This is a genomic window from Arthrobacter sp., assembly GCF_048266065.1.
Classification (GTDB): Bacteria; Actinomycetota; Actinomycetes; order Actinomycetales; family Micrococcaceae; genus Arthrobacter_H.
Map to the genome: position 1 here is coordinate 30,872 of NZ_JBLXAH010000014.1, position 27,000 is coordinate 57,871.

General features: G+C 65.8%; 27 protein-coding genes and 1 tRNA gene. 20 read left to right on the forward strand and 8 right to left on the reverse strand.

Annotation, left to right across the window (positions count from 1 at the left end; all coding sequences use genetic code 11):
* The first annotated feature begins 73 nt into the window (after nucleotides 1-73).
* The 8 genes from obgE (at nucleotide 74) to ACN0TP_RS17230 (ending at nucleotide 6,847) form a co-directional block, all read left to right on the forward strand.
* The gene (gene obgE / locus ACN0TP_RS17195; protein WP_417220999.1) at nucleotides 74-1,642 is read left to right on the forward strand and encodes a GTPase ObgE; all 1,569 of its coding nucleotides are present in this window, start codon (nucleotides 74-76) and stop codon (nucleotides 1,640-1,642) included.
* Entirely contained in the window at nucleotides 1,639-2,808 is a 1,170-nt protein-coding gene (gene proB, locus ACN0TP_RS17200) for a glutamate 5-kinase (RefSeq protein WP_417221002.1), read from the forward strand. Before obgE ends, proB begins: the two co-directional genes overlap by 4 nt.
* An 80-nt stretch (nucleotides 2,809-2,888) precedes the next feature.
* Nucleotides 2,889-4,181 carry a glutamate-5-semialdehyde dehydrogenase gene (locus ACN0TP_RS17205; protein ID WP_417221005.1) on the forward strand — a complete coding sequence of 431 codons (1,293 nt, stop codon included), beginning with the start codon at nucleotides 2,889-2,891 and terminating at the stop codon, nucleotides 4,179-4,181.
* 99 nt (nucleotides 4,182-4,280) lie between these two features.
* Complete coding sequence (locus ACN0TP_RS17210; protein ID WP_417221007.1) at nucleotides 4,281-4,502, forward strand: hypothetical protein; 222 nt, start codon at nucleotides 4,281-4,283, stop codon at nucleotides 4,500-4,502.
* Nucleotides 4,441-5,118 (forward strand): nicotinate-nucleotide adenylyltransferase, encoded by a 678-nt coding sequence (gene nadD, locus ACN0TP_RS17215; RefSeq protein ID WP_417221054.1) that lies wholly within the window; start codon nucleotides 4,441-4,443, stop codon nucleotides 5,116-5,118. The genes ACN0TP_RS17210 and nadD overlap by 62 nt, the downstream gene beginning before the upstream one ends.
* Nucleotides 5,119-5,142: 24 nt before the next feature.
* The gene (locus ACN0TP_RS17220; protein ID WP_417221009.1) at nucleotides 5,143-6,246 is read left to right on the forward strand and encodes a hypothetical protein; all 1,104 of its coding nucleotides are present in this window, start codon (nucleotides 5,143-5,145) and stop codon (nucleotides 6,244-6,246) included.
* A gap of 32 nt (nucleotides 6,247-6,278) precedes the next feature.
* On the forward strand, nucleotides 6,279-6,686 hold the full coding sequence (rsfS, locus tag ACN0TP_RS17225; protein WP_417221012.1) for a ribosome silencing factor: 408 nt from the start codon (nucleotides 6,279-6,281) through the stop codon (nucleotides 6,684-6,686).
* Between the two features lie 88 nt (nucleotides 6,687-6,774).
* Nucleotides 6,775-6,847: transfer RNA gene (locus ACN0TP_RS17230), tRNA-Ala, on the forward strand.
* 150 nt (nucleotides 6,848-6,997) lie between these two features.
* On the opposite strand, the gene betT is transcribed toward ACN0TP_RS17230, so the two are convergent.
* Both betT and poxB read right to left on the reverse strand, forming a co-directional pair.
* Nucleotides 6,998-9,271 carry a choline BCCT transporter BetT gene (gene betT / locus ACN0TP_RS17235; RefSeq protein WP_417221014.1) on the reverse strand — a complete coding sequence of 758 codons (2,274 nt, stop codon included), beginning with the start codon at nucleotides 9,269-9,271 and terminating at the stop codon, nucleotides 6,998-7,000.
* Nucleotides 9,272-9,562: 291 nt separating this feature from the next.
* Nucleotides 9,563-11,287, reverse strand: coding sequence for a ubiquinone-dependent pyruvate dehydrogenase (poxB, locus tag ACN0TP_RS17240; RefSeq protein ID WP_417221015.1), 1,725 nt, complete (start codon nucleotides 11,285-11,287; stop codon nucleotides 9,563-9,565).
* A 425-nt stretch (nucleotides 11,288-11,712) separates the two neighbouring features.
* Here poxB and nrdH point away from each other — a divergent pair, with 425 nt between their 5' ends.
* From nrdH to nrdF, 4 genes are all read left to right on the forward strand, one after another.
* Nucleotides 11,713-11,955: a glutaredoxin-like protein NrdH gene (nrdH, locus tag ACN0TP_RS17245; RefSeq protein ID WP_417221018.1), complete on the forward strand. Its 243-nt coding sequence runs from the start codon at nucleotides 11,713-11,715 to the stop codon at nucleotides 11,953-11,955.
* A gap of 34 nt (nucleotides 11,956-11,989) precedes the next feature.
* Nucleotides 11,990-12,469, forward strand: a complete 480-nt coding sequence (gene nrdI / locus ACN0TP_RS17250) for a class Ib ribonucleoside-diphosphate reductase assembly flavoprotein NrdI (RefSeq protein WP_417221020.1) — start codon at nucleotides 11,990-11,992, stop codon at nucleotides 12,467-12,469.
* On the forward strand, nucleotides 12,439-14,607 hold the full coding sequence (gene nrdE / locus ACN0TP_RS17255; protein WP_417221022.1) for a class 1b ribonucleoside-diphosphate reductase subunit alpha: 2,169 nt from the start codon (nucleotides 12,439-12,441) through the stop codon (nucleotides 14,605-14,607). Before nrdI ends, nrdE begins: the two co-directional genes overlap by 31 nt.
* 135 nt (nucleotides 14,608-14,742) lie before the next feature.
* The gene (nrdF, locus tag ACN0TP_RS17260; RefSeq protein ID WP_343900807.1) at nucleotides 14,743-15,717 is read left to right on the forward strand and encodes a class 1b ribonucleoside-diphosphate reductase subunit beta; all 975 of its coding nucleotides are present in this window, start codon (nucleotides 14,743-14,745) and stop codon (nucleotides 15,715-15,717) included.
* Nucleotides 15,718-16,138: 421 nt separating this feature from the next.
* On the opposite strand, the gene ACN0TP_RS17265 is transcribed toward nrdF, so the two are convergent.
* Nucleotides 16,139-16,576, reverse strand: coding sequence for a DUF2809 domain-containing protein (locus tag ACN0TP_RS17265; protein ID WP_417221023.1), 438 nt, complete (start codon nucleotides 16,574-16,576; stop codon nucleotides 16,139-16,141).
* Nucleotides 16,577-16,635: 59 nt separating this feature from the next.
* On the opposite strand from ACN0TP_RS17265, the gene ACN0TP_RS17270 reads away from it, so the two are divergent.
* Nucleotides 16,636-18,102, forward strand: a complete 1,467-nt coding sequence (locus tag ACN0TP_RS17270; RefSeq protein WP_417221026.1) for a protein adenylyltransferase SelO — start codon at nucleotides 16,636-16,638, stop codon at nucleotides 18,100-18,102.
* Between the two features lie 61 nt (nucleotides 18,103-18,163).
* Nucleotides 18,164-19,027 (forward strand): thioesterase family protein, encoded by an 864-nt coding sequence (locus ACN0TP_RS17275; RefSeq protein WP_417221029.1) that lies wholly within the window; start codon nucleotides 18,164-18,166, stop codon nucleotides 19,025-19,027.
* Nucleotides 19,028-19,049: 22 nt separating this feature from the next.
* Here ACN0TP_RS17275 and ACN0TP_RS17280 read toward each other — a convergent pair whose 3' ends face one another.
* Nucleotides 19,050-19,667, reverse strand: coding sequence for a uridine kinase (locus ACN0TP_RS17280; protein WP_417221056.1), 618 nt, complete (start codon nucleotides 19,665-19,667; stop codon nucleotides 19,050-19,052).
* Between the two features lie 37 nt (nucleotides 19,668-19,704).
* Between ACN0TP_RS17280 and ACN0TP_RS17285 the strand changes: the two genes are divergently transcribed.
* The 3 genes from ACN0TP_RS17285 (at nucleotide 19,705) to ACN0TP_RS17295 (ending at nucleotide 21,456) form a co-directional block, all read left to right on the forward strand.
* The gene (locus ACN0TP_RS17285) at nucleotides 19,705-20,460 is read left to right on the forward strand and encodes a lipoate--protein ligase family protein (protein WP_417221031.1); all 756 of its coding nucleotides are present in this window, start codon (nucleotides 19,705-19,707) and stop codon (nucleotides 20,458-20,460) included.
* 151 nt (nucleotides 20,461-20,611) lie between these two features.
* Nucleotides 20,612-21,046: a DUF4262 domain-containing protein gene (locus ACN0TP_RS17290; protein ID WP_417221033.1), complete on the forward strand. Its 435-nt coding sequence runs from the start codon at nucleotides 20,612-20,614 to the stop codon at nucleotides 21,044-21,046.
* A complete protein-coding gene (locus tag ACN0TP_RS17295) occupies nucleotides 21,046-21,456 on the forward strand; it encodes a DUF4262 domain-containing protein (RefSeq protein WP_417221035.1) in 411 nt (136 codons plus the stop codon). The genes ACN0TP_RS17290 and ACN0TP_RS17295 overlap by 1 nt, the downstream gene beginning before the upstream one ends.
* A gap of 73 nt (nucleotides 21,457-21,529) precedes the next feature.
* Here ACN0TP_RS17295 and ACN0TP_RS17300 read toward each other — a convergent pair whose 3' ends face one another.
* The 3 genes from ACN0TP_RS17300 to ACN0TP_RS17310 form a co-directional block, all read right to left on the reverse strand.
* Nucleotides 21,530-22,159 carry an MBL fold metallo-hydrolase gene (locus ACN0TP_RS17300; protein ID WP_417221036.1) on the reverse strand — a complete coding sequence of 210 codons (630 nt, stop codon included), beginning with the start codon at nucleotides 22,157-22,159 and terminating at the stop codon, nucleotides 21,530-21,532.
* Entirely contained in the window at nucleotides 22,159-23,244 is a 1,086-nt protein-coding gene (locus tag ACN0TP_RS17305) for an S-(hydroxymethyl)mycothiol dehydrogenase (protein WP_417221037.1), read from the reverse strand. The genes ACN0TP_RS17300 and ACN0TP_RS17305 overlap by 1 nt, the downstream gene beginning before the upstream one ends.
* A 102-nt stretch (nucleotides 23,245-23,346) precedes the next feature.
* Nucleotides 23,347-23,616, reverse strand: coding sequence for a mycoredoxin (locus tag ACN0TP_RS17310; RefSeq protein ID WP_417221039.1), 270 nt, complete (start codon nucleotides 23,614-23,616; stop codon nucleotides 23,347-23,349).
* 35 nt (nucleotides 23,617-23,651) lie between these two features.
* Here ACN0TP_RS17310 and ACN0TP_RS17315 point away from each other — a divergent pair, with 35 nt between their 5' ends.
* The 3 genes from ACN0TP_RS17315 to ACN0TP_RS17325 are packed head-to-tail and all read left to right on the forward strand — an operon-like array spanning nucleotide 23,652 to nucleotide 25,284.
* The gene (locus tag ACN0TP_RS17315) at nucleotides 23,652-24,416 is read left to right on the forward strand and encodes an SOS response-associated peptidase (RefSeq protein WP_417221042.1); all 765 of its coding nucleotides are present in this window, start codon (nucleotides 23,652-23,654) and stop codon (nucleotides 24,414-24,416) included.
* Between the two features lie 9 nt (nucleotides 24,417-24,425).
* Entirely contained in the window at nucleotides 24,426-24,866 is a 441-nt protein-coding gene (locus ACN0TP_RS17320; RefSeq protein ID WP_417221044.1) for a helix-turn-helix transcriptional regulator, read from the forward strand.
* A 10-nt stretch (nucleotides 24,867-24,876) separates the two neighbouring features.
* On the forward strand, nucleotides 24,877-25,284 hold the full coding sequence (locus ACN0TP_RS17325; RefSeq protein ID WP_417221046.1) for a VOC family protein: 408 nt from the start codon (nucleotides 24,877-24,879) through the stop codon (nucleotides 25,282-25,284).
* Nucleotides 25,285-25,720: 436 nt separating this feature from the next.
* On the opposite strand, the gene ACN0TP_RS17330 is transcribed toward ACN0TP_RS17325, so the two are convergent.
* The coding region (locus ACN0TP_RS17330) for a transposase (RefSeq protein WP_417221048.1) at nucleotides 25,721-27,000 on the reverse strand (1,280 nt) is incomplete at its 5' end.

Below are 27,000 nucleotides of genomic sequence, written 5' to 3' on the forward strand. Positions count from 1 at the left end.
AGTTCTGTTTTACCCCCGGCCGCACCATGGGCATCCAGCACCGTGGCGGCCACCCGATAGAGGAGTTCCTTCAGTGGCAGCGTTCGTAGACCGCGTCGTCCTTAACGTTTCCGGCGGAAACGGCGGGCACGGTTGCGTGTCGATCCGCCGGGAGAAGTTCAAACCCCTGGGTGGCCCCGACGGAGCCAACGGAGGCAATGGGGGAGACGTGATCATCCGCGTCGACTCCCAGACCACCACCCTGCTCTCCTACCACCACTCGCCCCACCGCCAGGCGGGCAACGGGGAACCCGGCAAGGGCGACATGCACCCGGGAAAGAACGGCGAGGACCTGGTCCTTCCCGTCCCGGACGGCACCGTCATCAAGGACCGGGCCGGGAACATCCTGGCCGACCTGGTGGGGGAGGGCAACGAGTACATTGCCGCCGCCGGGGGCATGGGCGGGCTCGGCAACGCGGCGATCGCCTCGCAAAAGCGCAAGGCACCGGGCTTCGCCCTGCTGGGCATCCCCGGGGACGAGCAGGACATCGTCCTGGAACTGAAGTCCGTGGCCGACATCGCCCTGGTCGGATACCCCTCCGCCGGCAAGTCCAGCCTCATTGCGGCCATGTCCGCTGCCCGGCCCAAGATCGCCGACTACCCCTTCACCACCCTGATCCCCAACCTGGGCGTCGTGGAAAGCGGGGACGTCAGGTTCACCGTCGCCGACGTCCCGGGCCTCATTCCCGGGGCCAGCGAGGGCAAGGGCCTGGGACACGAGTTCCTGCGGCACGTCGAACGCTGCGCCGCACTGGTGCACGTGCTCGACTGCGCATCGCTGGAATCGGATCGCGACCCCATCAGCGACCTGGAAACCATCGAGGCCGAACTGGCCGCCTACGCCACCGACGCCAGCTTCGCCGGGGCCGACGGAACGGTGGTGCCCCTGAACGAGCGCCCCCGCCTCATCGCGTTGAACAAGACCGACATGCCCGACGGCGCCGAAATGGCGGAATTCGTCCGGGCCGACCTGGAAGGGCGCGGCTACCAGGTGTTCGAGGTCTCCGCCCTCGCACGCACCGGGCTGAAGGAACTGGGCTACGCGATGGGCGAGCTCGTCACGGCCGCACGCCAGGCCTCGGCATCGTCGAGCACGAAGGTCGAGGTTCCGGTGCTGCGCCCGCGTGCAGTGAACCGGACGGAATTCACCATCCACCGGGAGGAACGCAACCTCGAACCGCTCTTCCGCGTCGAGGGCGAGAAGCCAATCCGCTGGGTCAAGCAGACCGACTTCAGCAACGACGAGGCCGTCGGCTACCTGGCCGATCGGCTGGCCAAGCTCGGCGTCGAGGACAAGCTCTTCAAGGCAGGTGCCAAGCCCGGCGACGCAGTGGTCATCGGTGACGACGACAACGGCGTGGTCTTCGACTGGGAGCCGACAATGGCCGCCGGCGCCGAACTGCTGGGATCGCGTCGCGGTGAAGACGTCCGCCTCGATGACATGAGCCGGCCGACCCGCGAACAGAAACGCCAAGAGCACCAGGACCGCAAGGACGCCCGGGCGGCGGCCCGCGCCGAACTCGAGGCCGAACGCAAGGCCGGCATCTGGACGGAGTCCGTCAACTACAAGAACGAGCGCTCCTCCAAGGACAGCGGGAAGTGACGCGGCAAAACCGCATCCCCTCATCGATCCGGCATCGCTTCCAGCTCACCGAGGCCACGCGTCTGGTGGTCAAGGTCGGGTCCTCGTCGCTGACCACCGTCAACGGTGGGATCTCCGAGGATGCACTGAACGCGTTGGTCGGCGAGCTCTCGGCCGTGCGCAACGGGGGGATTGAACTCATCCTCGTCTCCTCGGGCGCCATCGCCGCTGGCATCGCACCGCTGGGGCTCACACGCCGTCCCCGTGACCTGGCGACCCAGCAGGCCGCCGCCAGTGTGGGCCAGGGACTCCTGATGGCCAAGTACACGCAGGCGTTCGGTTCCCACGGCATCACCGTGTCCCAGGTCCTGCTGACCGCCGACGATCTGATCCGGCGCCAGCAGTACGCCAACGCCTTCCGGGCATTGGGTCGGCTGTTGACCCTGGGCGTGGTGCCCGTGGTCAACGAAAACGACACGGTGGCCACCCACGAGATCCGTTTCGGCGACAACGACCGGCTGGCGGCGCTGGTCGCCCACCTGGTGAAGGCCGACGCGTTGGTCCTGCTCTCCGACGTCGATGCGGTCTACGACGGACCGCCGGCGGCCGGGGCCCGGCGCATTGCCACCGTTGAACGTGCCGAGGACCTCGCGGAGGTCGTCATTGGCTCCGTCGGCGCCTCGGGCGTCGGAACCGGTGGCATGGTGACCAAGGTCGAGGCGGCCACCATGGCAGCGGAGTCGGGAATCCCCACCCTCGTCACCTCCACCGCACAGGCGGGCCGTGCCTTGTCCGGCGAGGACGTCGGCACCTGGTTCTCTGCACGGGGTGGGCGCCGTCCGCTGCGCATGCTCTGGCTGGCCCATCTTGCCTCCACCCGCGGAACCCTGGTCCTCGACGCCGGGGCAGTGACCGCCGTGGCCTCCGGGTCACGTTCCCTGCTGCCCGCCGGAATCACCGAGGTACGGGGCGAGTTCGAGGCCGGGGACCCGGTGGAGATCTCCGACGCGGCCGGCCGGGTCATCGCCCGTGGGCTGGTCAACTACGCCTCCGTGGAGCTGCCGGAAATGTTGGGGCGCAGCACCCGTGAGCTGTCGGCTTCGCTCGGAACCCACTACGAACGTGAAGTGGTCCACGTCGACGACCTCGTCCTGGTGGGACCGCGCGTGGGGTCCGCCGGCCGGTAGGCACGCCGTCGGGGAAACCCGCGTTAACACGATTGCTCAACAATCGGGCCGCCGCTGATCGCCCCGGCTAAGCTGGTTGAATGAGCCAGAGCGTCGCAGATTCACCCCTCACAGACGATAACGTCGCCCGCGATGTTGCCCTGCGGGCGGACCGGTCCCGTACCGCCGCCCGGAAACTGGCACGCGCGAACCGCGATTGGAAGGACCGTGGCCTGCTGGCCATTGCCGCATCGTTGGACACCGAGCGGGCCGCTGTCATCGCCGCGAACGCCCAGGACGTGGACCGTGAACGGGCGGCAGGGACCAGCCAGGGCCTGCTGGATCGTTTGAAGCTCGACGACACACGCGTGGATGGGCTGATCTCGGCCCTCCGGGAACTCGCAGGGCTCCCCGACCCCGTGGGGGCCGTGGAACGGGGCCAGACCTTGCCCAATGGCTTGCGGCTGCGTCAGGTGCACGTGCCCATGGGAGTCCTGGGCGTCATCTATGAGGCGCGGCCCAATGTCACGGTCGACCTGGCCGGGCTGGCCCTGAAAAGCGGAAACGCCGTGCTGATGCGTGGCGGTTCTGCTGCTGCCGAAACCAACCGTGCACTGCTGTACCTGATCCGTGACGCCTTGGAATCAGTGGGCCTGCCGGCCGACGCAGTGCAGAGCGTCGACGATTTCGGCCGGGCCGGGGCCAATGCACTGATGGGGGCACGCGGCAAGGTCGACGTGCTGATTCCCCGCGGCGGACACGCGCTCATCCAATCCGTCCTGGAAAACGCCAAGGTACCGGTCATCGAGACCGGCGAGGGAAACGTCCACATCTACGTGGACGAGTCCGCAACCGCGGAATCCGCCGCGGACATCCTCCTCAACGCCAAGACGCAGCGCCCCTCGGTCTGCAACACCGTGGAGACGCTGCTGCTTCATTCCGGTGCCGCGGCCTCCCGGCATATCCTCGCGGAACTGTCGAAGGCCGGTGTGACGCTGCATGCTGACCAGCGCGCCCTGGCACTGGCAGAGGGGTTGAACGTGGTGCCGGCAACCGATGAAGATTGGGCCCGTGAGTACATGTCCCTGGACCTGGCGGTGGCAGTCGTCGATGACTTGGACGAGGCCATTTCCCACATCCGGCGGTGGACCACCGGCCATACCGAGGCCATCCTCACCAACGACCTGGGGCATGCCGAACGCTTCATCGCCGAGATTGACTCGGCGGCGGTCATCGTCAACGCGTCCACGCGCTTCACCGACGGCGGCGAACTGGGCCTGGGGGCCGAGGTGGGGATCTCCACGCAGAAGATGCACGCCCGCGGGCCCATGGGGTTGCGCGAATTGACGACCACGAAGTGGATTGTCCAAGGTGACGGCCATATTCGTTCGTAGAGTCCGCCGCGGGTGGGTAGGATGGTAGGCAGACATTAGACGTTCACCGGCCCACCCCATGGGGGAGGATCCGGTCGATGACGGGCACAAAGGAGAATCATGCTCACGCAGGTCTTGGGGACGGTACTGGCGAGTGGTGCTGAGGCCGAGGGGGCCAGCAACATGCCGTACATCATTGGCGGCGGAATCTTTGCCTTCTTCTTGTTGCTGCTCTTCGTGTGCGTGTCGTTCACCAATGTCGGGAACCGCCATGAAGCACATGCCGAGGTCGAAGACAGCCACAAGCAGTTCTCCAACAAGCACGGCCACGACAATCACTAGCAAGGCAGAGGCGGACGGGTCTGAACGGCCGGTCCGCCTTGGCGTGATGGGTGGGACGTTCGATCCCATCCACCACGGGCACCTGGTGGCAGCCAGCGAGGTAGCCGCCGAGTTCGACCTGGACGAAGTCGTTTTCGTACCCACCGGCCGGCCGTGGCAGAAGGCGGACCGCGAGGTTTCGGATTCCGAACACAGGTACCTCATGACAGTGGTTGCCACGGCATCGAATCCCCGATTCACGGTCAGCCGCGTCGACATAGACCGTCCCGGCCCCACCTACACGATCGACACGTTGCGGGATCTGCGCCTGCAGCGGCCCAACGCGGAACTGTTCTTCATCACCGGTGCCGACGCAATGGAGCAGATCCTGTCGTGGAAGGACATCGACGAACTGTGGAGCCTGGCGCATTTCGTCGGGGTCACCCGCCCGGGGCATGAGCTCTCCGACCTGGGACGACAGGACGTCAGCCTCCTGGAGGTTCCGGCCATGGCGATATCGTCGACTGCATGCCGGGACCGGATCCGGGACAGCAAGCCCGTCTGGTACTTGGTACCCGACGGGGTGGTTCAGTACATTGCGAAGTACGAGTTGTATCACTACGACGGCGTTGCCTGAGGGGCAAGGCCGGGAACGGACTACATGAGCGACGACCTGGGGCGCGGACCGACACGGCGCTCCCTCCGTGAGCAACGACGAGCTGGCGAGGCTGCCGACAAGGCCCGCGATCTGGATCCCTCGGCGCATGAACAGTCCGCCCCGGCTGCAGAATCCAACGCCTCGGATGATACGAATCAGCTCGATCGTGTGTCCAAGGCGAACCGGAGCCGCAGAGCCGCCGACGTGCCCTTTGACATGGTGCCCGAACGGGCGGAGCGTGGTTCATTGCAGCGTGCCCGTGATCGAGAGGCCCTGCGCGCCCAACGCGCGGCCGAAGCACAGCGTGCCAGTGCCGCACCAGTCGCCCCCGTCGAACGCCCCGCGGGGGAGGACCCGGCCCCGCTCACCCGGCGCCAGCTCCGACTCCAGGCCTTGGCCGCAGCACGAGCCGCCCAAACGGCGCCTGCCACCGAAGACCAGGACGAGACGGCCGGCACCGGGCGCGATGAAGCCGCCGGTCAGGAGGCCTCCGGCTCGCAATTGAGCGTCGAGGAGGCCCTGGAGGCCCGGCGTCAAGGCGTGGCCGCGCAACCGGAGCGCCAACCCACCATCGACGATGGCGACGACTTGGAGGTCGTTGCCCGCCAGCGTGAGCTCGCGGCGCGTGCAGCAGTCATCAGCCGCCGCGTGGCCGAACGCGAACGCATCAGGCAGTCCACCACGGAGCGCAAGCAGCAGACTGCGGACCCCTTTACCGGTGCCATGAACAGGCTCCGGCACGAGCAGGCCGAACGTGACCTGGCCAATACCGGCATCAATGCGCCCCAAACGAGTGGATTCCAGCTCGAAATGCCAGCCACGGTGGAACGACCCCGTGTTGCGTCCCGGCCCGTCTCCCCGGAAGCGGATTCCCCCACCCCGGCCATTGGCTCGCCCGCCGGCACCACCGGCTGGACTTCCTCCCGAGATCCCGAGGCCGAGGGCGGTGAACCGGTCAGCGCCCGCTCCGCACTCGGGCTGGACCCGCTGGACTACCTGACGGCGGGCGTCCGTCGAGTCAATACGTGGACGCTGGCGGTGGTCGCCGCGCTGGTGGTCGGCGCCGGAGCCCTCGTCACCGGCATCATCCTGATCAGCACCAAATAGCCACCTTTCCAGACCACCAACCAAGGAGCCTCATGGCTGCAGCAGAACATTCCCTCAACATCATCCGCACGGCTGCCCTCGCTGCCGCGGACAAACTCGCGGACAACCTCGTCGCCCTGGACGTCAGCGAGCGCATGGGCATCACCGATGCATTCCTGATTGCCTCGGCGGAAAGCGAGCGACAGGTCAACGCCATTGTCGACGGGATTGAAGAGGCGCTCATCGAACAGCATGACGTCCGTCCCGTGCGCCGGGAAGGGCGTGGTCTCGGGCGATGGGTCCTGTTGGACTATGTCGACGTCGTTATTCATGTCCAGCACCAGGAAGACCGCGTCTTCTACGCGCTCGACCGCTTGTGGAGTGATTGCCCCGCCATTGACCTGCCGGTTGGGACCGCTACCGCGGCAACCAGCGCCGATGAGACCGTCGTCCCGGAATAAGGGGGGAGACCTCGATTTGCACGAGGTAATTTAGGTGCCCTATGATGGTTGAGTTGTCCGCAGGGAAACCTGTAGGACGGCTGCATTTGGGGGTATGGCGCAGTTGGTAGCGCGTCTGCATGGCATGCAGAAGGTCAGGGGTTCGAATCCCCTTACCTCCACGAATGTAATGTCTCGGGACATCGTTGGAACGATGTCCCGAGACATGTGTCGTTAAGGCTCCGAACGCCTGGACGGTTCCGCACCACTCGCGGCCTCAGTGCCCGGCGTCGCCTGGAGGCGGGGACGCGTCCCCACCTCCAGGAAAACCGCTACTTTTCGTCTTCGCCCGTTTCGATGGGCTCTACATCATCGGCATCGGCGGGGATCGTCGGCGTGGTTCCGGTCGCCGGGGGAACGGGAGGCGTCAGGACCGAGGCATAATCGTGTTCGTTGGAATAGTGCAGGAATCCCAGGTGGGCCTCGTATCGGTCGAGGACGTCGTTGATGACCTGTTGCTGGGTGAGACCCATGAGGTCATACCCTTCCGTTCCGGTTTGAGTGAACACCTCCAACCGGTAGTAGATGTCGATCTGCCGTGACATGCTGCGTCCACCGAACATGGGAACGGGGGCTTCAACCGCAGCAACCTCGTAGTGGAAATTCCTGTGGTGGTCCATGTTCACCACCAAGGTGTTCGATTCGATGCCCGTGTCCTCATTCGGCGTCGTCGTGAGTTCCGCCCGATATCCGAGGTCGGTGAATTCCTTGACGATATCCTCCAACGCGGGACGGATGACCCGCTCGGCGAACTGGGCCACCTGCTTCTTCGACGGATAGGAGCGGAGCTGGGCCAAGCGCTGTCGCCACGTCTTCTCCGGCGTCTGGCCGCCATGCACCGCCGCACTGCGTCGGCGCAGCACCTGACCCTCACGTTCGGCCCGCTCCATGCGCAGGACCTTGGAGAAGGAGGCCATGACCAGGTACGCGATGATCGTGACGGGCAACGCAAAAATCAGTGTGGCGTGTTCCATGGTGGTCACGCCACCGGCCACCAACATGGCAACTGTGAGCACGGCCGTCAGGACCGCCCAGAAGATGCGCAGCCACTTCGCTCCGTCCACCGATGGGTCGGGGATGGAGGAGGAGAAGTTGGACATGACCATGGCCCCCGAGTTGGCGCTGGTCAGGTAGAAGAGCAGCCCCGACAGTGTGGCCAGGCCGATGAGGAACGGGGCGCCCGGGAACATTTCCAACAAGGCGTACCACCCGTGCTCCGGGTTGGTGATGGCCAGGTCGGCGAATGCCTTGTTGCCGTTCAGTACTTCGTGCATCGCGCTGTTTCCGAAGATCGAGACGATGAAGAAGTCGCAGAGAACGGGGGCCGTGATGGCCGCGATGACGAACTCACGCAGGGTGCGGCCGCGCGAAATGCGCGCCAGGAACAACCCGACAAAGGGTCCCCAAGCCAGCCAGAAGGCCCAGAAGAACAACGTCCATCCGGCCATCCAATCCGATCCGCCGTCCGTATAGGCGAACGTCTGCAGAGTCCGCTCTGGCAGGGAGAAGACGAATCGGCCGATGTTCTCGACCATGGCATTGAGCAGGAAGGAGGTCTGGCCCGTGACCAGGATGTAGAGCATCATCGCCCCGGCGGCCCACAGGTTCAGCTCGGATATCAGCCGGATGCCCTTGTCGACACCCGATGTACAGGCCGCCACGGTCATGATGACGGCAACCAGCACCAACGCGATCTGCAGTGCCAACCCCTCGGGCAGGCCAAAGAGCCAGGCTATGCCGACATTGAGGAGAACGACGCCGATGCCCATCGACGTGGCCACACCGAAAACGGTTCCCACGAGGGCGAAAACGTCGATCACGTCGCCGGTGGCACCGCGGACCCGTTTGCCCAACAGGGGGTACAACGCCGCACGGATGGACAGGGGCATGCCCCAGCGATAGGCAAAGTAGCCCATGGCCATGCCCAGCAATGCATACATGGACCAACCGGCGATCCCATAGTGGAACATCGTCCAAACCACCGCGTCCTGTGCCGCTTCGGCGGACTCCGGGCTGGCTGCCGGCGGACTCATGTACTGGGTGATCGGTCCGGTCACCGAATAGAACAGCATGTCGATGCCCACGCCCGCGGCAAAGAGCATGGCGACCCAGGTGAACAGATTGTATTGCGGCCGGGAATGATCCGGTCCGAGACGTACGCTGCCCTCCTTGGACAGCGCAACCCAGAGCACGAAGATGATGACCAAGGTGATTGTCAGGACGTAGAACCACCCCAGGTTCGTGGAAATCCACGTCACCGCGTTTTGCATGACCGCAGCGGCCTGATCCGGCAGCACCATGGCCCAGACGGAAAAGGCCAAGACAATGGCAGCCGAGATGATGAATACACGCCAATTGACCCGGGGCTCGCGGTGCTCCGCCAGTTCCGCGGGCCCCTTGCTCAGCTCGGTACTGGAAATCGGTGGGCGGCGTTCTTCCGCCACAGGATCCCTGCGACGCTCCGTGGCGCCGAACCGGCTGCGTTCGATCGGTGCAGGCTGCGGGCCACCGGTGGAAGCGGGCTGGGAGTCCTCCGCGTCCGGCATCCATTCTCCTTTGCTCTCGGGACATCGCAACGTAGGCCGCGCACCGTTCCATGAGTGCCCGGGGGACCGGGCGCAGGTGAACGGGCGGCAGGCCTCGCCGATGATTGGCACCCTCATGGTAGGCCGCGTTCCCCGGGAACCGGAAGTTTTGGCGCCCGGTGGTCCGGTCGAGGCAACCAGGACAGCACCGTCCGGAGGCCGACCCGAACCCTGATGGAACCCGGCCCTGCAAGCGGGCCGTTCCGATTCCTGCCGCGAGGGCGTGGTTCGGGCCGTTGCCCCCGTGTCCTCCTAGAAGAGTTGACGCCAGTTGGTTGCCGCCAGGTCCAGCAATTCGTCGCCACGACCCGAAAGAACCGTGCGGACCGCGTACAGGGCGAACCCCTTGGCTTGTTCGGCGGTCACCGCAGGCGGCATGGACAGCTCCTGGCGGGCCGTGACGACATCGATCAGCGCCGGACCGTTGTGGGCAAAGGCCTTCTTCAAGGCCGCATCGAGATCCGCGGAACTCTCCACCCTGATTCCCAGGACGCCGAGGGAATTGGCCACGTCGGCAAAATTCGGGTTGTCCAGGCCCGTCGCGTAGTTCACGAATCCGGCCGCCTTCATCTCCAGCTCGACAAAGTTGAGGGAGGAATTGTTGAAGACCACCATCTTCACCGGGAGCTGTGATTGCACCACGGTGAGCAGCTCACCCATGAGCATCGCCAGACCACCGTCGCCACACATGGCGACGACTTGGCGACCGGGAGCCGCCGACTGGACGCCGATGGCCTGGGGCAGGGCGTTGGCCATGCTGCCATGGGCGAACGAACCGATCAGCCGTCGCCGCCCGTTCATCCTCACGTAGCGCGAGGCCCACATGACGGGGGATCCGACGTCCGGAAGGAAGACCGCATCGTCCGCGGCGAGCTCATCGAGCCGGCGCGCCACGAATTGCGGATGCAGGGGAGTTCCCTTGCGGGTCTTGGAAGCCAGGTCATCCAGCTTTTCCCGCGTCTTGCGGTAGTGCTTCTGGGCGTCCTTGAGGTGGGCCCGTTTGGTCTTGCGCTTGAGCAACGGCTGCAGGGCCTGCGCGGTATCACCGATGTCACCGACGAGGCCGACATCGACCGGGGCCCGCAGGCCCAGCTGCTGACCGCGGATATCCACCTGGATGATGCGCGCCTTGGAGGGGAAGAACTGCTGGTAGGGGAAATCGGTGCCCAGCATCAGCAGCGTGTCCGCGTCCTCCATGGCACGGTAACCGGATGCGAAGCCCAGCAGCCCGGTCATCCCGACGTCGAACTCATTGTCGTATTCCAGGTGTTCCTTGCCGCCGAGGGCATGCACTATCGGCGCCGCCAGCGTGTCGGCCAAGCCGACGACGGCGTCGTGTGCCCCGGCGACGCCGGCGCCAGCCAGGATGGTGACCTTGGAACCGGCATTCAGCAAGCCGGCGGCCTCCTCCAGCTCCTCGCGGCCAGGCACAACGACGGGATGGGTCTGGCGTATGTGGGCGATGCGGTCGTTGACGGCCGGGGCCAACGCCACGTCGCCGGGGATCACCAGGACGGCGACGCCACGCTTCTCCACGGCGTTCCGCATCGCGATCTCCAGGAGGCGGGGCATCTGTTCGGGGGAGGAGACCATTTCGGTGTAGACGGAGCACTCGCGGAAGAGATCCTGTGGATGGGTTTCCTGGAAGTAGTTGCTTCCGATTTCACCGCTGGGGATATGGGCGGCGATCGCGAGAACGGGGACCCGCGTCCGGTTGGCGTCGTAGAGGCCATTGATCAGGTGCAGGTTGCCGGGGCCGCAGCTTCCGGCGCAGACGGCCAGTTCGCCGGTGAGGGTGGCTTCCGCGCCGGCAGCAAATGCTGCCGCCTCCTCGTGGCGGACGTGGGCCCACGTGATGGTTCCGTCCTTCCGGAGGGCATCGGTGATCCCGTTCAGGGAATCGCCGGGAACCCCGTATATCCGCTGGACGCCGTTGGCTCGAAGCGTGGCGATAATGTTCTCTGCGACAGTGCTCATGTCGGTTTCCGTTCCTTCCGCTGCGGTTAGGGCCACCCTACGCCGAGCCCAACGGACGACGACACGGAGGAGGGACACGACACGCCGTGGCGAGGCGACACGCCCTTGGATCGTGTCTGTGCACGACGAATGCACAGCCTGTGGATGGGACGTGCCGAAGCGCGGAATCGCGCGGGAATCGGGGGGCCTTTTCTCCACAGTGCCTGTGGACGAAATCCCGAGGGAATGACATACTTGTAAGACAACATATAGGGGTCGCTTGCCGCGGCTTGCACTACATGTAGTATTGAAATCTCCGAAGGCGCCCCACGGGCCGAGACCGGTTTTACCGCGGTTTTCGTCCTATCCGGCCCACTTTTGGACCCCCGGCCAGCCGGGGCACATATCGAAGAAACACCAAGATCTCGTACGAGGGGACCAACGCCATGACCGTCACGGTTTACACCAAGCCAGCATGCGTGCAGTGCAACGCCACCTACCGCGCTCTGGACAAGAAGGGCATTGCCTACGAGAAGGTCGACATCTCGCAGGATCCCGAAGCACTCGAGCGCGTTCGTGCCCTCGGGTACATGCAGGCCCCTGTGGTCATCACCGAGGCCGATCACTGGTCGGGCTTCCGTCCCGACAAGATCCAGGAACTGTCCGAGCTCGCCTCGAACGTCGCCTAAGGCACCACCCATCACCACCAGCTTGGAGGTCGGCATGACGTCCGCCGACACGATGGTGGCGACCAACGGGTCTCCGGCCGCCACCTCGCGCAGTACGAACACTTCCCTGATCTACTTCTCCTCCGCTTCGGGATACACGAAGAGGTTCGTGGAGAAGCTGGGACTTGACGCGGCGCGCATTCCCCTCCACGCCCGGGACCCCGAATTGCTGGCCACCGCACCGTACGTCCTCGTCCTGCCGACCTATGGCGGGGAACGAGGCGAACGGTCGATACTCCCGCAGGTCATCCGCTTCCTGAACAACGAAGGCAACCGGAACCTGCTGCGCGGCGTCATCGGCGCCGGAAACACGAATTTTGGGACCACCTACTGTTTGGCGGCCGACAAGATCTCCGCCAAGTGCTCGGTCCCAGTGCTATACCGCTTCGAACTCATGGGTACGTCCGAGGACGTAACCCACGTACGCCAAGGATTGGAAGAGTTTTGGAAACAACAGTCGCCGAGTCGACCGTGAAGACCGAGAACAAGGAAGTCCCCGAGGCCTTCAAGGGACTGGGGTACCACGAGCTGAATGCCATGCTCAACCTCTATGACCAGGATGGCAACATCCAGTTCGAGGCGGACCGGGCTGCGGCACGGCAGTACTTCCTGCAGCACGTGAACACCAACACCGTCTTCTTCCATGATCTGGACGAGAAGCTCGAATACCTCATCAAGCATGAGTACTACGAGCGTGAAACCCTTGACCAGTACCCGATGAACTTCGTGCGCGACCTCTACTCGCACGCCTACAAGAAGAAGTTCCGTTTCGAGACGTTCCTGGGCGCCTTCAAGTTCTACACCTCGTACACGCTGAAGACCTTTGACGGAAAGCGCTACCTCGAGCGCTACGAGGACCGCGTGTGCATGGTTGCCCTGCACCTGGCCCGTGGCGACCACAAGCTCGCGACCCAGCTCGTCGACGAGATCATCGACGGCCGCTTCCAGCCGGCCACCCCGACCTTCCTCAACGCCGGCAAGGCCCAGCGCGGAGAACTCGTCTCCTGCTTCCTGCTGCGTGTCGAGGACAACATGGAGTCGATTGCCCGCGGCATCAACTCCTCGCTGCAGCTCTCCAAGCGTGGCGGCGGTGTCGCCCTGTCACTGACGAACATCCGTGAGCACGGGGCACCGATCAAGCAGATCGAGAACCAGTCCTCCGGTGTCATCCCCGTGATGAAGCTTCTCGAAGACAGCTTCTCCTACGCCAACCAGCTCGGGGCCCGCCAGGGTGCCGGCGCTGTCTACCTGCACGCCCACCACCCGGACATCTACCGGTTCCTGGACACCAAGCGCGAGAACGCGGACGAGAAGATCCGCATCAAGACGCTCTCGCTGGGCGTAGTGGTCCCGGACATCACGTTCGAGCTGGCCCGCAAGAACGAGGACATGTACCTCTTCTCGCCCTACGACGTCGAGCGCGTCTATGGCATGCCCTTCTCCGACGTCTCGGTTTCCGAGAAGTACTACGAGATGGTCGATGATTCGCGGATCAAGAAGACCAAGATCAACGCCCGCGAGTTCTTCCAGACCCTCGCCGAGATCCAGTTCGAGTCCGGCTACCCGTACGTGATGTTCGAGGACACCGTGAACCGGGCCAACCCGATCAAGGGCAAGGTCATCATGAGCAACCTCTGCTCGGAGATCCTGCAGGTGTCCTCCCCGTCGACCTACACCGATGACCTGGGCTACCAGGAGGTCGGCAAGGACATCTCCTGCAACCTGGGCTCGATGAACATCGCTAAGACGATGGATTCACCGGACTTCGGAGCCTCGGTCGAGACCGCCATCCGTGCGCTCTCCGCCGTCTCGGACATGTCCTACATCAGCTCGGTTCCCTCGATTGCCGAGGGCAATGAGCAGTCGCACGCCATTGGCCTGGGGCAAATGAACCTCCATGGCTACCTGGCCCGTGAGCGGGTCCACTACGGCTCCGAGGAGGGTCTGGACTTCACGAACATCTACTTCTACACCGTGCTGTTCCACGCCCTGCGCTCCTCCAACCGCCTGGCGATGGAAACCGGCAAGACGTTTGGCGGCTTCGAGGACTCGAAGTACGCCTCCGGCGAGTTCTTCGACAAGTACACCGAGGCCGAGTGGGTCCCGCAGACCGAGAAGGTCCGCGAACTGTTCGCCGGTGTTCAGATCCCGACCCAGCAGGACTGGTTGGAGCTCAAGGCCTCTGTCATGGAGCACGGCATCTACAACCAGAACCTGCAGGCGGTTCCACCGACCGGCTCGATTTCCTACATCAACAACTCGACGTCCTCGATCCACCCGGTCGCCTCGAAGGTCGAGATCCGCAAGGAAGGAAAGCTGGGTCGCGTCTACTACCCGGCTCCGTACCTGACCAACGACAACCTGGACTACTACCAGGACGCGTACGAGATCGGCTACGAGAAGATCATCGACACCTACGCGGTCGCCACCCAGCACGTGGACCAGGGCCTGTCGCTGACGCTGTTCTTCAAGGACACCGCAACGACGCGCGACATCAACAAGGCGCAGATCTACGCGTGGCGCAAGGGCATCAAGACGCTCTACTACATCCGGCTCCGCCAGCTCGCGCTGGAGGGAACTGAGGTGGAGGGTTGCGTTTCATGCATGCTTTAGTAGCAGGCATTGTATTAACTTAGTCTGCTCCCATCAGGCAGGCAACCGGGGAGCACGACGGCGGGGGACCTCCCGCCGTCGTGCTCCAGCACCACGTACCTACGGGCACCGCCCACCAGAAAGTCAGGGGTTGAAATGACCGACCAGGTCAAGCTGCAGGGCCACGTCGAGGCCATCAACTGGAACCGCATCCAGGACGACAAGGACGTTGAGGTGTGGAACCGCCTCGTGAACAACTTCTGGCTGCCGGAGAAGATCCCGCTGTCCAACGACGTCCAGTCCTGGAACACGCTGACCGCCGACGAGCAGCTGCTGACCATGCGCGTCTTCACCGGCCTGACGCTGCTCGACACCCTGCAGGGCACCGTCGGCGCCGTGTCGCTGATCCCGGACGCGATCACCCCGCACGAAGAGGCCGTCTACACGAACATCGCGTTCATGGAGTCGGTGCACGCCAAGAGCTACTCGTCGATCTTCTCCACGCTGGCTTCCACCAAGGACATCGACGAGGCGTTCCGCTGGTCCACCGAGAACGTGAACCTGCAGAAGAAGGCCTCGATCATCGAGTCCTACTACCACGGTGAGGATCCGCTCAAGCGCAAGATCGCCTCGACGCTGCTGGAGTCCTTCCTCTTCTACTCGGGCTTCTACCTGCCGATGTACTGGTCCTCACGGGCCAAGCTGACCAACACCGCCGACCTGATCCGCCTGATCATCCGCGACGAGGCAGTGCACGGCTACTACATTGGCTACAAGTACCAGAAGGGCCTCGAAGGCCTGTCCGAGGAGCGGAAGAACGAGCTGAAGGACTACACGTTCGAGCTGCTCTTCGAGCTGTACGAGAACGAGGTCCAGTACACCCACGACCTGTACGACGGCGTGGGGCTGAGCGAGGACGTCAAGAAGTTCCTGCACTACAACGCCAACAAGGCGCTGATGAACCTCGGCTACGAGGCGATGTTCCCGTCTTCCGTCACCGACGTGAACCCGGCGATCCTCTCGGCACTGAGCCCGAACGCCGACGAGAACCACGACTTCTTCTCCGGATCGGGTTCGTCGTACGTCATCGGCAAGGCAGTGAACACCGAGGACGAGGACTGGGAGTTCTAGGAGCTTCCCGCCGAATTCCCGGCTGAAACGCCGAATGGAGGACCCGGATCCGCTGAGTTTTGCGGATCCGGGTCCCTTTTTTGTGCCGCCTCGAAAAGTCGAGGGTGGAAACGCGGCCGGGGACAATTGCATCGCGGACGGACCGGGCCTCGGCCACTGAATCGGTGGCGTCCCTTGATGGCTACGCACCACGCGGCAGGTAACCAGCATTGCGGGAACCAACCTTTCATGCTGCGATGTACTTCCGCACGTCGCAGGAGCCGGGAGGTGGGACCGAAGTGAGACTGCTCCGTCCCCTCATTGGCCTTGTGTTGGTGCTGGGCACCACCAGTTGCTGGGGGACCGGCGGCGAAGCGCAGTGCGCTGCCGAGCAGATGCTGCCCGGGGAGGAGTGCGACGACGTCGGGAACGTGCAGAGCCCCTAATGGGCTTCTGCTGCCGGCTCCGGCGCAGATGCCGTTCGTCCCCACACGCGCAGGCAGCACTCGGCGAGCCACGCGGCGGCCGCTCCCGCCGCGTATCCCAACAGATCCCAGGCAACGAACGTCGTGCCCAAGACCAGCCGGATCGGCGGGAAGACAGCGCCCAGATCCCGGGGAAGCGGCGTCAGCTGCAGCAGTTCCACGGCCCAGCAGATGCCCAGTGACATGACGGCGATGATCAGGGGGCGGCGTTGGGCGAGGCAGAACGCGACGAGGAGATAGACCAGTACGGCGTACAGCACCCCACCGGAGATGTCTGCCACCCAGCCGCCGAGCAGGAACCTGGCGGCCAATCCCACCGGGACGATGCAGACCACGGCGGCCACGAGCATCAGTCGGCGCCGCCGGGTGGGGGAGGACGTGCCGGAGCGATGCATTCCGGCAGTCTACCGCCGCCCGGCACGACACCCGGGCGGGCTCGGCGTATGGTCGGAGGATGAGCGCTGCACTCCAGGGAACCGTTGTCCTGAACGGCCACTTCGCCCACGAATTCCCCGAACTCTCCATCGCGTGGACAGGGGAGCCGACCCCGGAACCGACTCTGCTGGTGTTGAACACCCGCCTTGCCTCCGAGCTGGGTCTGGACGTTGACTTCCTGCGAAGTGCCGAGGGACTCGGGCTGCTGACCGGAACCACCGTTCCCGAGGGGGCAACCCCCGTGGCGCAGGGATACGCCGGGCACCAGTTCGGCTCCTATTCGCCACGTCTGGGTGACGGCCGGGCGTTGCTGATGGGTGAGCTCCGTGGCCCCGACGGCACCCTGCACGACCTGCACCTGAAGGGCTCGGGCCGCACCCCCTTTTCGCGCGGCGGCGACGGCCGGGCAGCCATGGGGCCGATGCTGCGCGAGTACCTGGTCAGCGAGGCCATGAATGCCCTGGGCATCCCCACCACCCGTGCGCTGGCCGTCGTCGCCACCGGCACCACCATTCGGCGGGACACCCCGCTGCCCGGAGCCGTCCTGGCCCGCGTGGCCTCCAGCCACCTGCGCGTGGGATCGTTCCAATATGCCCGGGCCCACGGGGATGTGGACCTGCTGCGTCGGCTGGCCGACCACGCCATCGCAAGGCTTCACCCAGGGGCGGCGACTGCCGAACACCCCTACCGGGCGCTGTTCGATGCCGTCGTCGCCGCGCAAGCCCAGTTGGTGGCGCAGTGGATGCTCGTTGGCTTCGTCCACGGGGTCATGAACACCGACAACATGACCATCTCCGGCGAGACCATCGACTACGGGCCCTGCGCGTTCATGGACGGCTTCGATCCCGCAGCGCTCTATAGTTCCATCGACGCCGAAGGCCGCTACGCCTACCGCAACCAGCCCGTCATCGCCGAATGGAACCTGGCGCGCTTCGCCGAGGCGCTGCTGCCGCTCCTGGACGACGACGAGGACCAGGCGGTCGAGGTGGCCATGTCCTCCCTGGGGAGCTTCCGCGACCAGTACAGCTCCGCGTGGTCAGCGGGGATGCGCGGCAAACTGGGGCTTGTCGCTGCTGACGTAGGGGCCCCAGAGGCCAATACCGTCGTCGACGACGTCATCGCCTTGCTGCAACAACACGGCGTCGACTACACATCGTTCTTCCGCCGCCTGGGGGCCGCGGCCCGCGGCAACAACAGCCCGGTGAGGAGCCTGTTCGCCGACACCGCTGCCTACGACGCCTGGGCTGCCGGGTGGACTGCGCTGGGACCCGACGCCGACCTGATGGACCGCACCAACCCCGCTTATATCCCGCGCAACCACCTGGTGGAAGAGGCCCTGGCCGCCGCGACGGCCGGCGACATGGAACCTTTCGGGGAACTGCTGGACGCGGTCACCGACCCGTACCGGGAACGGCCGGGGCTGGAACGCCATGCGGCCGGGGCGCCGGAGGACTTCGGACCATACCGGACCTATTGCGGCACCTGAGCACTCATCCGGGCTACTGTGGAATTTTCGGCGACCCACGCCGCAGTGAAAGGACGGATCCATGACCGATACCTCGACCGGGCCCGGCACGGTTCCCGAAGCATCCGCCGACCACCTGACGCAGTTGGCGGATGGCACGGCGCCCACGTCGTTCTACCTCCCGCTGGGTGGCGGAAGGTACCGCTCCACCATCCACACCCAGGGTGCGTGGAATGCCCACGAGCAGCACATGGCACCGGCCACCGGCCTGCTGGCCCACGAGCTGGAGAAGTTCCAGCCGCGCGATGACATGCGCATGGCCCGCGTCAGCCTGGACATCCTGGGCATCATCCACGGCGGCGACATCGAGATCACCACGCGCATGGTCCGGCCCGGCAGGACGATCGAGCTGATCGAGGCCGAGATGGTGTGCCAGGGCCGCACGGCCATCGTGGCCCGCGCCTGGCGTTTGAAGACCGACGATTCCACGGCAGTTGCCGGGATCGAGGACCCCGCGGTGACGCACCCCGAGGAACTGCCCGCCTGGAAGGGCATGGACATGTGGCCCGGCGGCTACATCGAGCAACTCGAATTCCGGGTCGAGCCGGGCCTGCGTCTGGGGCGCGGCGTCGTGTGGATGCGCAACCCCAACGCCATGGTCGACGGCGAACCCTCAGATGACATGGTCCGCCTGCTGGGCATGGTGGACACCGCCAACGGCGTGGCACCCCGCGTCGCCCCGGGCCCCGAGTCCTGGATGTTCCCGAACGTGGACCTGCAGATCCACATGCACCGCCGCCCCACCGGGGAATGGCTGGGGATCTCCTCGCAGCAGACCTACGGTACCGACGGCATCGGGCTGACCTCGGCCGTGCTGCACGACGTCGAGGGACCCTTCGGACGCAGCGAACAGATCCTCACCGTCCGGCCCATGCCGGTCAGGTAGGTACCGGCCGGCCAACGCGAGGTCACACCGCGGGCCGGGCGGCGGCGAGCAGTTCGCGGATCTTGGCCTTGGGCGTGGGGATGAAACCGGCGTCCACGTACCGGCGGCGCAGCTGCCCCTCGGCCCGGTAGAGGGCCCAGCCGCGGCGCAGCAGGAACGGGACCGGCTTGCGGCGCTCGGTGACATCGCGCACGAACCGGCGCACCGCCGTCGTCATCGGGGACACGTCGATGTAGTAGGCGCGCACGTCCACTCCGGCCGCCAGCAACGGGGCGCGGATCTCGTCCACGAAGATCCCCTCGGCCACCGCCGGGCCGCCGGCCAGGACCACTTCCTGGTGGCCGTGGTAGCTGGAGGTGGACAGCGAGTAGTCGGGGACCCGCATGGTCCCGGTGCGCAGCAGGGACAGCACGGCGTCGGCGGCGGCGTCGCAGTTCCAGGTGCCCGGGTGGTCCCAGTCGACTTCCCCATAGCTGGTGCGCGGCAACGGCGTGGCGGGGGAGTCCTCGGCGAGTTCGCGGTAGAAGTTGTCCAGTTCGATGTGGGGCCGGCCGTAGCGCTCGGCCAGGTAGGACTTTCCGGAACCGGAGGAGCCGCCGAGGAGGATGAGGGTCATGGTTCGTTCGGGCACGGCCACCATTATCCAGTGCGGCACGCCCACATCTAGAATCGAGGACATGAGTGCCTGGAATCCCGCAGCAAACCAGCCGTTGACCGTCTGGCGCTCCGAGCCCACCGGGGATCCCGGCGACGATCTGCTCGAGGGCATCCGGCTGCTCGAACGCGTCCGCGACGGCGGGGCACCGGCCACGCTGCGGTTGTACCGGCCGGAACCCACGCTGGCGTTCGGGCAGCGTGACGTCCGGCTGCCCGGGTACGACGACGCAGCCTCCTCCGCACGCGGGCTCGGCTTTGCGCCGGTGGTGCGCAAGGCCGGCGGGCGGGCCGCCGCCTACCACCGCGGGACGCTGGTCGTGGACCACGTCGAGCCGGCCGGCCAGGCGATGACGGGACACCAGGAACGCTTCAGGGTCCTGGGGCAGTTGTATGCCGATGCGCTGGGATCGTTGGGCATCGACGCCGGGGTCGGGGAGATCCCCGGCGAATACTGCCCGGGGGAGTTCAGCGTCCACGGTGTGCCGGGCCCCTCGTCGGTGGTGCGGGCACCGGTCAAACTCGTCGGGACAGCACAACGCGTGGTCGCCGGTGCCTGGCTGTTCGCCAGCGTGTTCGTCGTGGAGGACTCCGCCCCCTTGCGCCGCGTGCTCGAGGCCGTCTACCGGGACATGGAACTGCCGTTCGATCCGGCCACTGCAGGGTCCGCAGAGGATCTGGTGCCGGGCACCACGGTGGACGATGTCGAGCGGGCGCTGCTGGCCGCCTACGCGCAACACACGCAGCTGCTTGACCCCGGAGCAGTGCAGCGCCGTTAACCCGGCGTCCCGACTGCACCGCCACAGGCTCCCTGGGACCGGCGTTGTGCACAGGTGTGCGTCCACCGAGGCCGGGGGACGGCTTCGCTGCAGATGCTGGTGTGCATGGCAACGGCCCCGACGGGGTGGCCGATGCCACCGAGGAGGCATCATGTGTACCAACTGCAGCACGATGGCCCGGGAGCTGGAGCCGGGGGCGGCACCGGCCCCGGGGGACTGGTTCATCGAGCACGCGATCGGACGGCGCGGTGTTCCCGTCGCCTATACGGTCGGATTGACGGGGATGGACCAACCCGAGCTGATCATCCGCGACATGGCCTACGGCACGGCGCACGGGATCCTCCATGCCCTGGTCGACCGGCTCCGGGCGTGGCCCGCCCGGCTGCAACCCGGGGCGGCCACCGGACCCAACGGACAAGAACTGCTACTGCGCCGCTACGCGCACACCATCGAGCTCACGCAGGCGATCATCCGCTACGAGGGGATCATCGGGGTGCTGCAGGTCGTCCCGGCGCCGGCGGCCCCGGCCTCGGCGCTGAGGCCGGCGGCCGTCGTGGACCTGGTCCGCGGCAAGGCGGGTGCCTGATGTGCCAGATCTGTGACGGGATGTCGGTGGAGGAGGCCCAGCGGCGGGAGGACCGGCAGATCGCGCGGGTCGGCTGGACCATCCAGCATGTGGAGTCGGAGGACCCGTCCGGCCGCTTGTCCTACACGATCGGGCTGTCGAAGCTACGGCACCCGGAGCTGGTCATGCTGGGAAGCCCACCGCAGCTGGCCCAGGCCGTGCTGATGGACGCCGCCGCACAGGTCCGCGGAAAGGCGCACCGGTTCGAGGTGGGTGGACGCTGGTCCTGGGCGGGACGACGCTACCGGGTGGCGAACGGACGCCACCGCACCCGGCTGCTCCTCGGCGCCCGAAGACGCTATGGGAAGGGCATCACCGCTGTGGAGTTCATCGCGGATACACCGTGGTGGGGCCGTGAGGCCGGCGGCTGATGAAAACGGTGATGGCGGGCCTCGCAGGACCCGCCATCACCGTTTCCTCACGCCGGCGCCCGGCGGATGCCGCCTATTCGCCGCGGTCGATCCATTCCTGCAGGTGCGGCGCTTCGGCACCGATGCTCGTGGACTCGCCATGGCCGGTGTTCACCACCGTGTCGGGAGGCAGCACCAGCAACCGGTCGCGGATCGAATCGATGATCGTCTCGAAGCTCGAGTAGCTGCGGCCCGTGGCCCCGGGGCCGCCCTTGAACAACGTGTCACCGGAGAACAGCGTCCCGTGCTTTTGTGCGTGGAAGCACGTCGAACCGGGGGAGTGGCCCGGGGTGTGGATCGCCCGGAGCGTGGTCCCGGCGATCTCGAAGGTGTCACCGTCGTGGATCTGCCCGTCGGGTGTCGTCCCCGGGAAGACGTCCTCCCAGAGCATCTGGTCCTCCGGGTTCAGATGGATCGGGGCCCGCACGGCATCGGCGAATTCGCGGGCGTACCGGATGTGGTCGTCGTGGCCATGGGTGAGCAGGATGGCCTTGACGGAGCGGCCGCCCACGGCCTCCACGATGGCGGCCGGCTTGTGGGCAGGGTCGATGACGATGACCTCGGACTCATCGCCGATGATCCACACGTTGTTGTCGACGTCCCAGGTTCCGCCGTCGAGGCTGAAGGTGCCGGAGGTGACCAGGTTCTGGATCTGTGCGGGCATCAGAGTTCCACCACCGAACGCAGCACTGTCCCGTCATGCATCTTGTTGAAAGCGGATTCGATGTCCCCCAGGCCGATGCGTTCGGTGACGAAGGCATCCAGGTCCAGCCGGCCGAGCTTGTACTGCTCGACCAGCATCGGGAAATCGCGTGAGGGCAGGCAGTCGCCATACCAGGAGGACTTCAGCGATCCGCCGCGGCCGAAAACGTCCAACAGTGGCAATTCCAGCTGCATCTCCGGGGTCGGAACGCCGACCAGCACAACGCGGCCGGCGAGGTCGCGGGCGTAGAACGCCTGCTTGTAGGTTTCCGGGCGGCCCACTGCCTCGATGACCACGTCGGCACCGAAGCCCCCGGTCAGTTCCTGGATGGCCTCCACCGGATCCTGCTCCTTGGAGTTCACCCCGTGCGTGGCACCCATCTTCCGGGCCAGTTCGACCTTGGCCGGGTCGATGTCCACGGCGATGATGGTCGTGGCCCCGGCCAGCTGGGCACCGGCGATGGCCGCGATGCCCACGCCGCCACAGCCGATGACTGCCACGGATTCCCCGCGCTTGACCTCTCCGGTGTTGATGGCGGCGCCGATGCCTGCCATGATGCCGCAGCCCAGCAGGCCCACGGCAGCGGCGTCGACATCCTCGTCGACCTTGGTGCACTGTCCGGCGGCGACGAGCGTCTTTTCCGCGAAGGCCCCGATGCCCAGGGCCGGGGAGAGCTCGGTGCCGTCCTCGAGCGTCATCTTCTGGGTGGCGTTCGCGGTGTCGAAGCAGTACTGGGGCTGGCCCTTGGCACAGGCGCGGCATTCGCCGCAAACGGCCCGCCAGTTCAGCACCACGCGGTCCCCGACGGCCACGTTGGAGACGCCCTCGCCGACCTGGCTGACGACCCCGGTGGCCTCGTGGCCGAGCAGGTAGGGGTATTCGTCGCCAATGCCGCCGAGCTTGTAGTGCAGGTCGGTGTGGCAGACCCCGCAGGTGAGGATGTCCACGACGGCCTCACCGGGCCCGGCATCGGGGATGACGATGGTTTCGATTTCGACCGGCGCGTCCTTGGCCTTCACGACGACGGCCTTGACCTTCTGTGGCATGTGGTTTCCATCCTCTCGGCCGTGGATCACGGCCCATTTCGGTAAAGAAAAAGGTGCCCGTGCGGCACGGCCGCGGGCACCTTTCATCCTGTCATAGAGCCGTCAGAGACGCTCACGGACCTGCTCAATGCGGGGATTCGTTACGGCCGAACCATCGGCGAAGAGCAAGGTCGGCACCGTCTGGTTGCCGCCGTTGACCGATTCGACGATCTCGGCGGTTCCCTCCACCTCCTCGATGTTGACCTCGCGGTAGGTGATGCCATCGGCATCCATGGCCTTCTTCAGGTTCCGGCAATAGCCGCACCAGGAGGTCGTGAACATGGTGACGGCACCGGCTTCGGGGACGTATTCAGCGGTCTTCAGATCAGTCATATCCAGCACAACCAGTGCTGTGAGACCCTTATTCCATGTGTGGACGATACGTCATGGCTCGGGCCATCGGGGATCTGGTGGCGGACGCGGAAGCCGAGGCCGATGACGCCCTTCAGCTGCGCCGATCCTGGAACATCGCCCCGACCACTGATGTGCCCATCGTGTTGGAGCGCCTGGTCGATGACGAGGTCGCCCGGCAGGTCCATGTGGCCAAGTGGGGCCTGGTGCCGATCTGGGCCAAGGACCCCTCCGTCGGCGTGCGTGCCTTCAACGCCCGGAGCGAGACGGTTCTGGAAAAGCCCACCTTCCGCTCGGCCATCAAGTCCCGACGCTGCGCCATCCCCGCCGAGGGCTACTACGAGTGGAAGAAGTCGGGCACCGGCAAAGCCGCGACCAAGCGGCCCTTCTTCGTCCACCCGGAGGACGACTCGCTGATCTACTTCGCCGGCATCTACGACTGGTGGAAGGACGCTTCCAAGCCGGAGGACGACGACGAACGATGGCTGCTCAGCTGCAGCATCCTCACCATGGCCTCACCCGAGGCCACGGGGGAATCGGACGTCCTCGACGACCTGCACGGCCTGCATGACCGGCTGCCCATCCCACTGGATCGGGAGTCGATGGCCGAGTGGCTCAATCCCGGGGACAAGGAAGCCGCTCCGTTGGTCGAGCAGATCCGGGCCGAGGCCTATGTCGTCGCCGGACAGTGGACCCTGCGCGAGGTAGCCTCGGCCGTGGGCAACGTCAGGAATGATGGACCCGAGCTGACGGAACCGATCGCCGGGCTGCTGGCGGAATAGCCGGCAGCGATGGAAGCCCACGAGCTCGCCGAATTCACCCACCTGCGTCGCGCCCGGGACCTGATCGACCGCGACTTCGCCAGCCCCCTGGACGTGCCGACCATGGCCGCGCGGGCCTTGATGTCCCCGGCCCACTTCTCCCGTCGGTTCAAGGCCGCCTACGGCGAGACCCCCTACGCCTACCTGATGACCCGCCGGATCGAACGGGCCATGGCACTGTTACGTGGGGGCGTGGGGGTCACCGATGCCTGCATGGCCGTGGGGTGCACGTCCCTGGGGTCCTTCAGCTCGAGCTTCACCCAGATCGCCGGCGAGACCCCGACGCAGTACCGTGCCCGGGACCACGCGGCCATCGAGGCGATGCCAGGATGCCTGGCCCGGATCAACGCCCGTCCAACGTCGGTCAAACCGAGCAGGATCCGAGAAGTGCCCTCGCCGCCCGGTGCCTAATGTTGGTGACATGAACATTTCACTCAAGTACTGCCACGTCACAGTCCAGGACGTGGATGAAGCCATTCCCTTCTACCGTGATGCGCTCGGCCTCGAGGTGCTCAACGATGTCGCCGGCGGCGGCCACCGGTGGGTCACCCTCGGCTCCGGCTCGCCGGGCAACGCCGAAATCGTGCTCTCGGATCCGCACGCAGGACGCTCCGAACAGGACGGGAACGCCATGCAGGAACTTCTCGCCAAGGGCGTGCTCCCCATGACCGTTTTCACCACTGACGACGTCGATGCCCTCTTCGAACGCGTCCGCGCCACCGGAGCCGAGGTGCTCCAGGAACCGATCGACCAGCCGTGGGGTCCGCGGGACTGTGCCTTCCGGGACCCGTCCGGGAACATGGTGCGCGTCAACCAGGCCGCCGACTGACCTAAGCTGCCACCGGCAACCCCGCCGACCAGCTGACTGTCCGGGTGGACCTCTGATTCAAATGCCCACCGGTTCCACCTTTCCAGGTGACCATTTGCTGCACGCGCGAGTCTTCTCGACGTTCAGTCGATCAGGGCGCCTTGCTCGTGTCTAGAACAATACGGGCTGGCTCGTTCCCGGCTCGGGACCGTTAGAGGTTGAGGCCGTTATTATGGACCGAATAAGTACGGTCTCCACTCTGCTAGGTGTGTGGGTCAGTAGTGCCTCGACGCCGACAAGTGTCCCGGACGAAAGACCTACCGGCATCGGCGCTCAATGAGCCAAGGCGTTCAGGTCGGGCCGGTTGCCGCTGTTGGCCATTCCAATGATCTCCCAGAGGCCTCGATAGCGGCCAGGGGGCAGAGGCGCGGGGCCTGGTGGTCCTGCCCGCCTGCGGTCAGGTGGCCGGATTCCCCTGGAATCGGTGTAGTTTCATCAGGTTGTGGCACGCCGCGAGCAGCTTCCACTCACTGGCGGCCTTCTCCAGCCCGCGCATCAGCACGTGCTTGCCCTGGCGGGTGTGGATTTGCCCGAAGACCGGCTCGACGATGGCCTTGCGCCTCGCGTAGGCCTGCCGGCCCGGGATGGTCTTCAGTTTCCGGGCCATCCGTTCGCCCAGGGTCGCAGCCGCCGGGATCCTTCCCCTCGGTGTCTCCGGGATCGGGGTGAAGTGCTTCATGCGCCGGGTGGAAATCAGGAACCCGGTCCCATGCTCGGCTTCCAGGTCGCGGGCGTGTTCGAGGTTTGCGTTCGAGCAGTACCCGGCATCGGCCAACAATTGCCCGGGCATCCGGCCCAGGTTTCCCTGGACGTGTTCGGCCATCGGCGCCAGCTGCCCGTAGTCGTTGGCGTCAGCGCTCATTTCGGCTGCGATGATGACCTGGTGGCCGGCATCGACCACGGCCTGGCCGTTGAAGCAGTAGTGGTAGGACCCGTCGGCGGTCGTCATGATCCGCGCATCCGGGTCGGTGAAGTTGCGCTGGGCTTTCGGCTTCGGCACCGCCATTTCGGCGGCCTTGTCCCCGGCCCCGGTGATCTCGTCATCATCGTCCCCGCGGTCCCGGGCCTTCGCTTCGGCTGCGGCGCGGGCCTTGTCCGCGGCTTCGGCCTCGATCGATGCCCGGGCGGTGGCCATTGCCGCGGCACGACGCTGCCGGTCGGCCAGCTCCGCGGGCAGCTCGTCCCCGCGCTTGCCGGGCCCGAACCGGGCATCCTCGTCGGCATCGACGATCTTGGCCTCGGCCATCAGGTCGCTGATCTCATCGGCGAGGACCTTCTGCTTGGCCGTGAGCCGGGCGTAGGACATGGCCTTGTGCCGGGAGGCGTTGGCGCGGACCTTCGTCCCGTCCAGGGCGACCTGGCCGAGTTTGACCATGCCCGCGGCCCGGCACAGTTCCAGGGCCTGGAGGAACACGTTCGCCAACGCGGCCAGATGGCGTTCGCGGAACCGCCCGATGGAGCGGAAGTCCGGCGCCTGCTGGGCGGCAAGCCAGCGGAAGGCCACCACGTCGGTGCAGGCCTTTTCCAGCTCACGCGAAGACCTGACGCCGACGCAGTAGCCGTAGAGCACGATGCGCAGCATCAGCCGCGGATCATACGGTGGCTGGCCCTTGGCCTTGCGGTAGGAGGCATAGAACCGATCCAGGTCCAGTTCGTTCTCCACCAGCTCGGCGATGA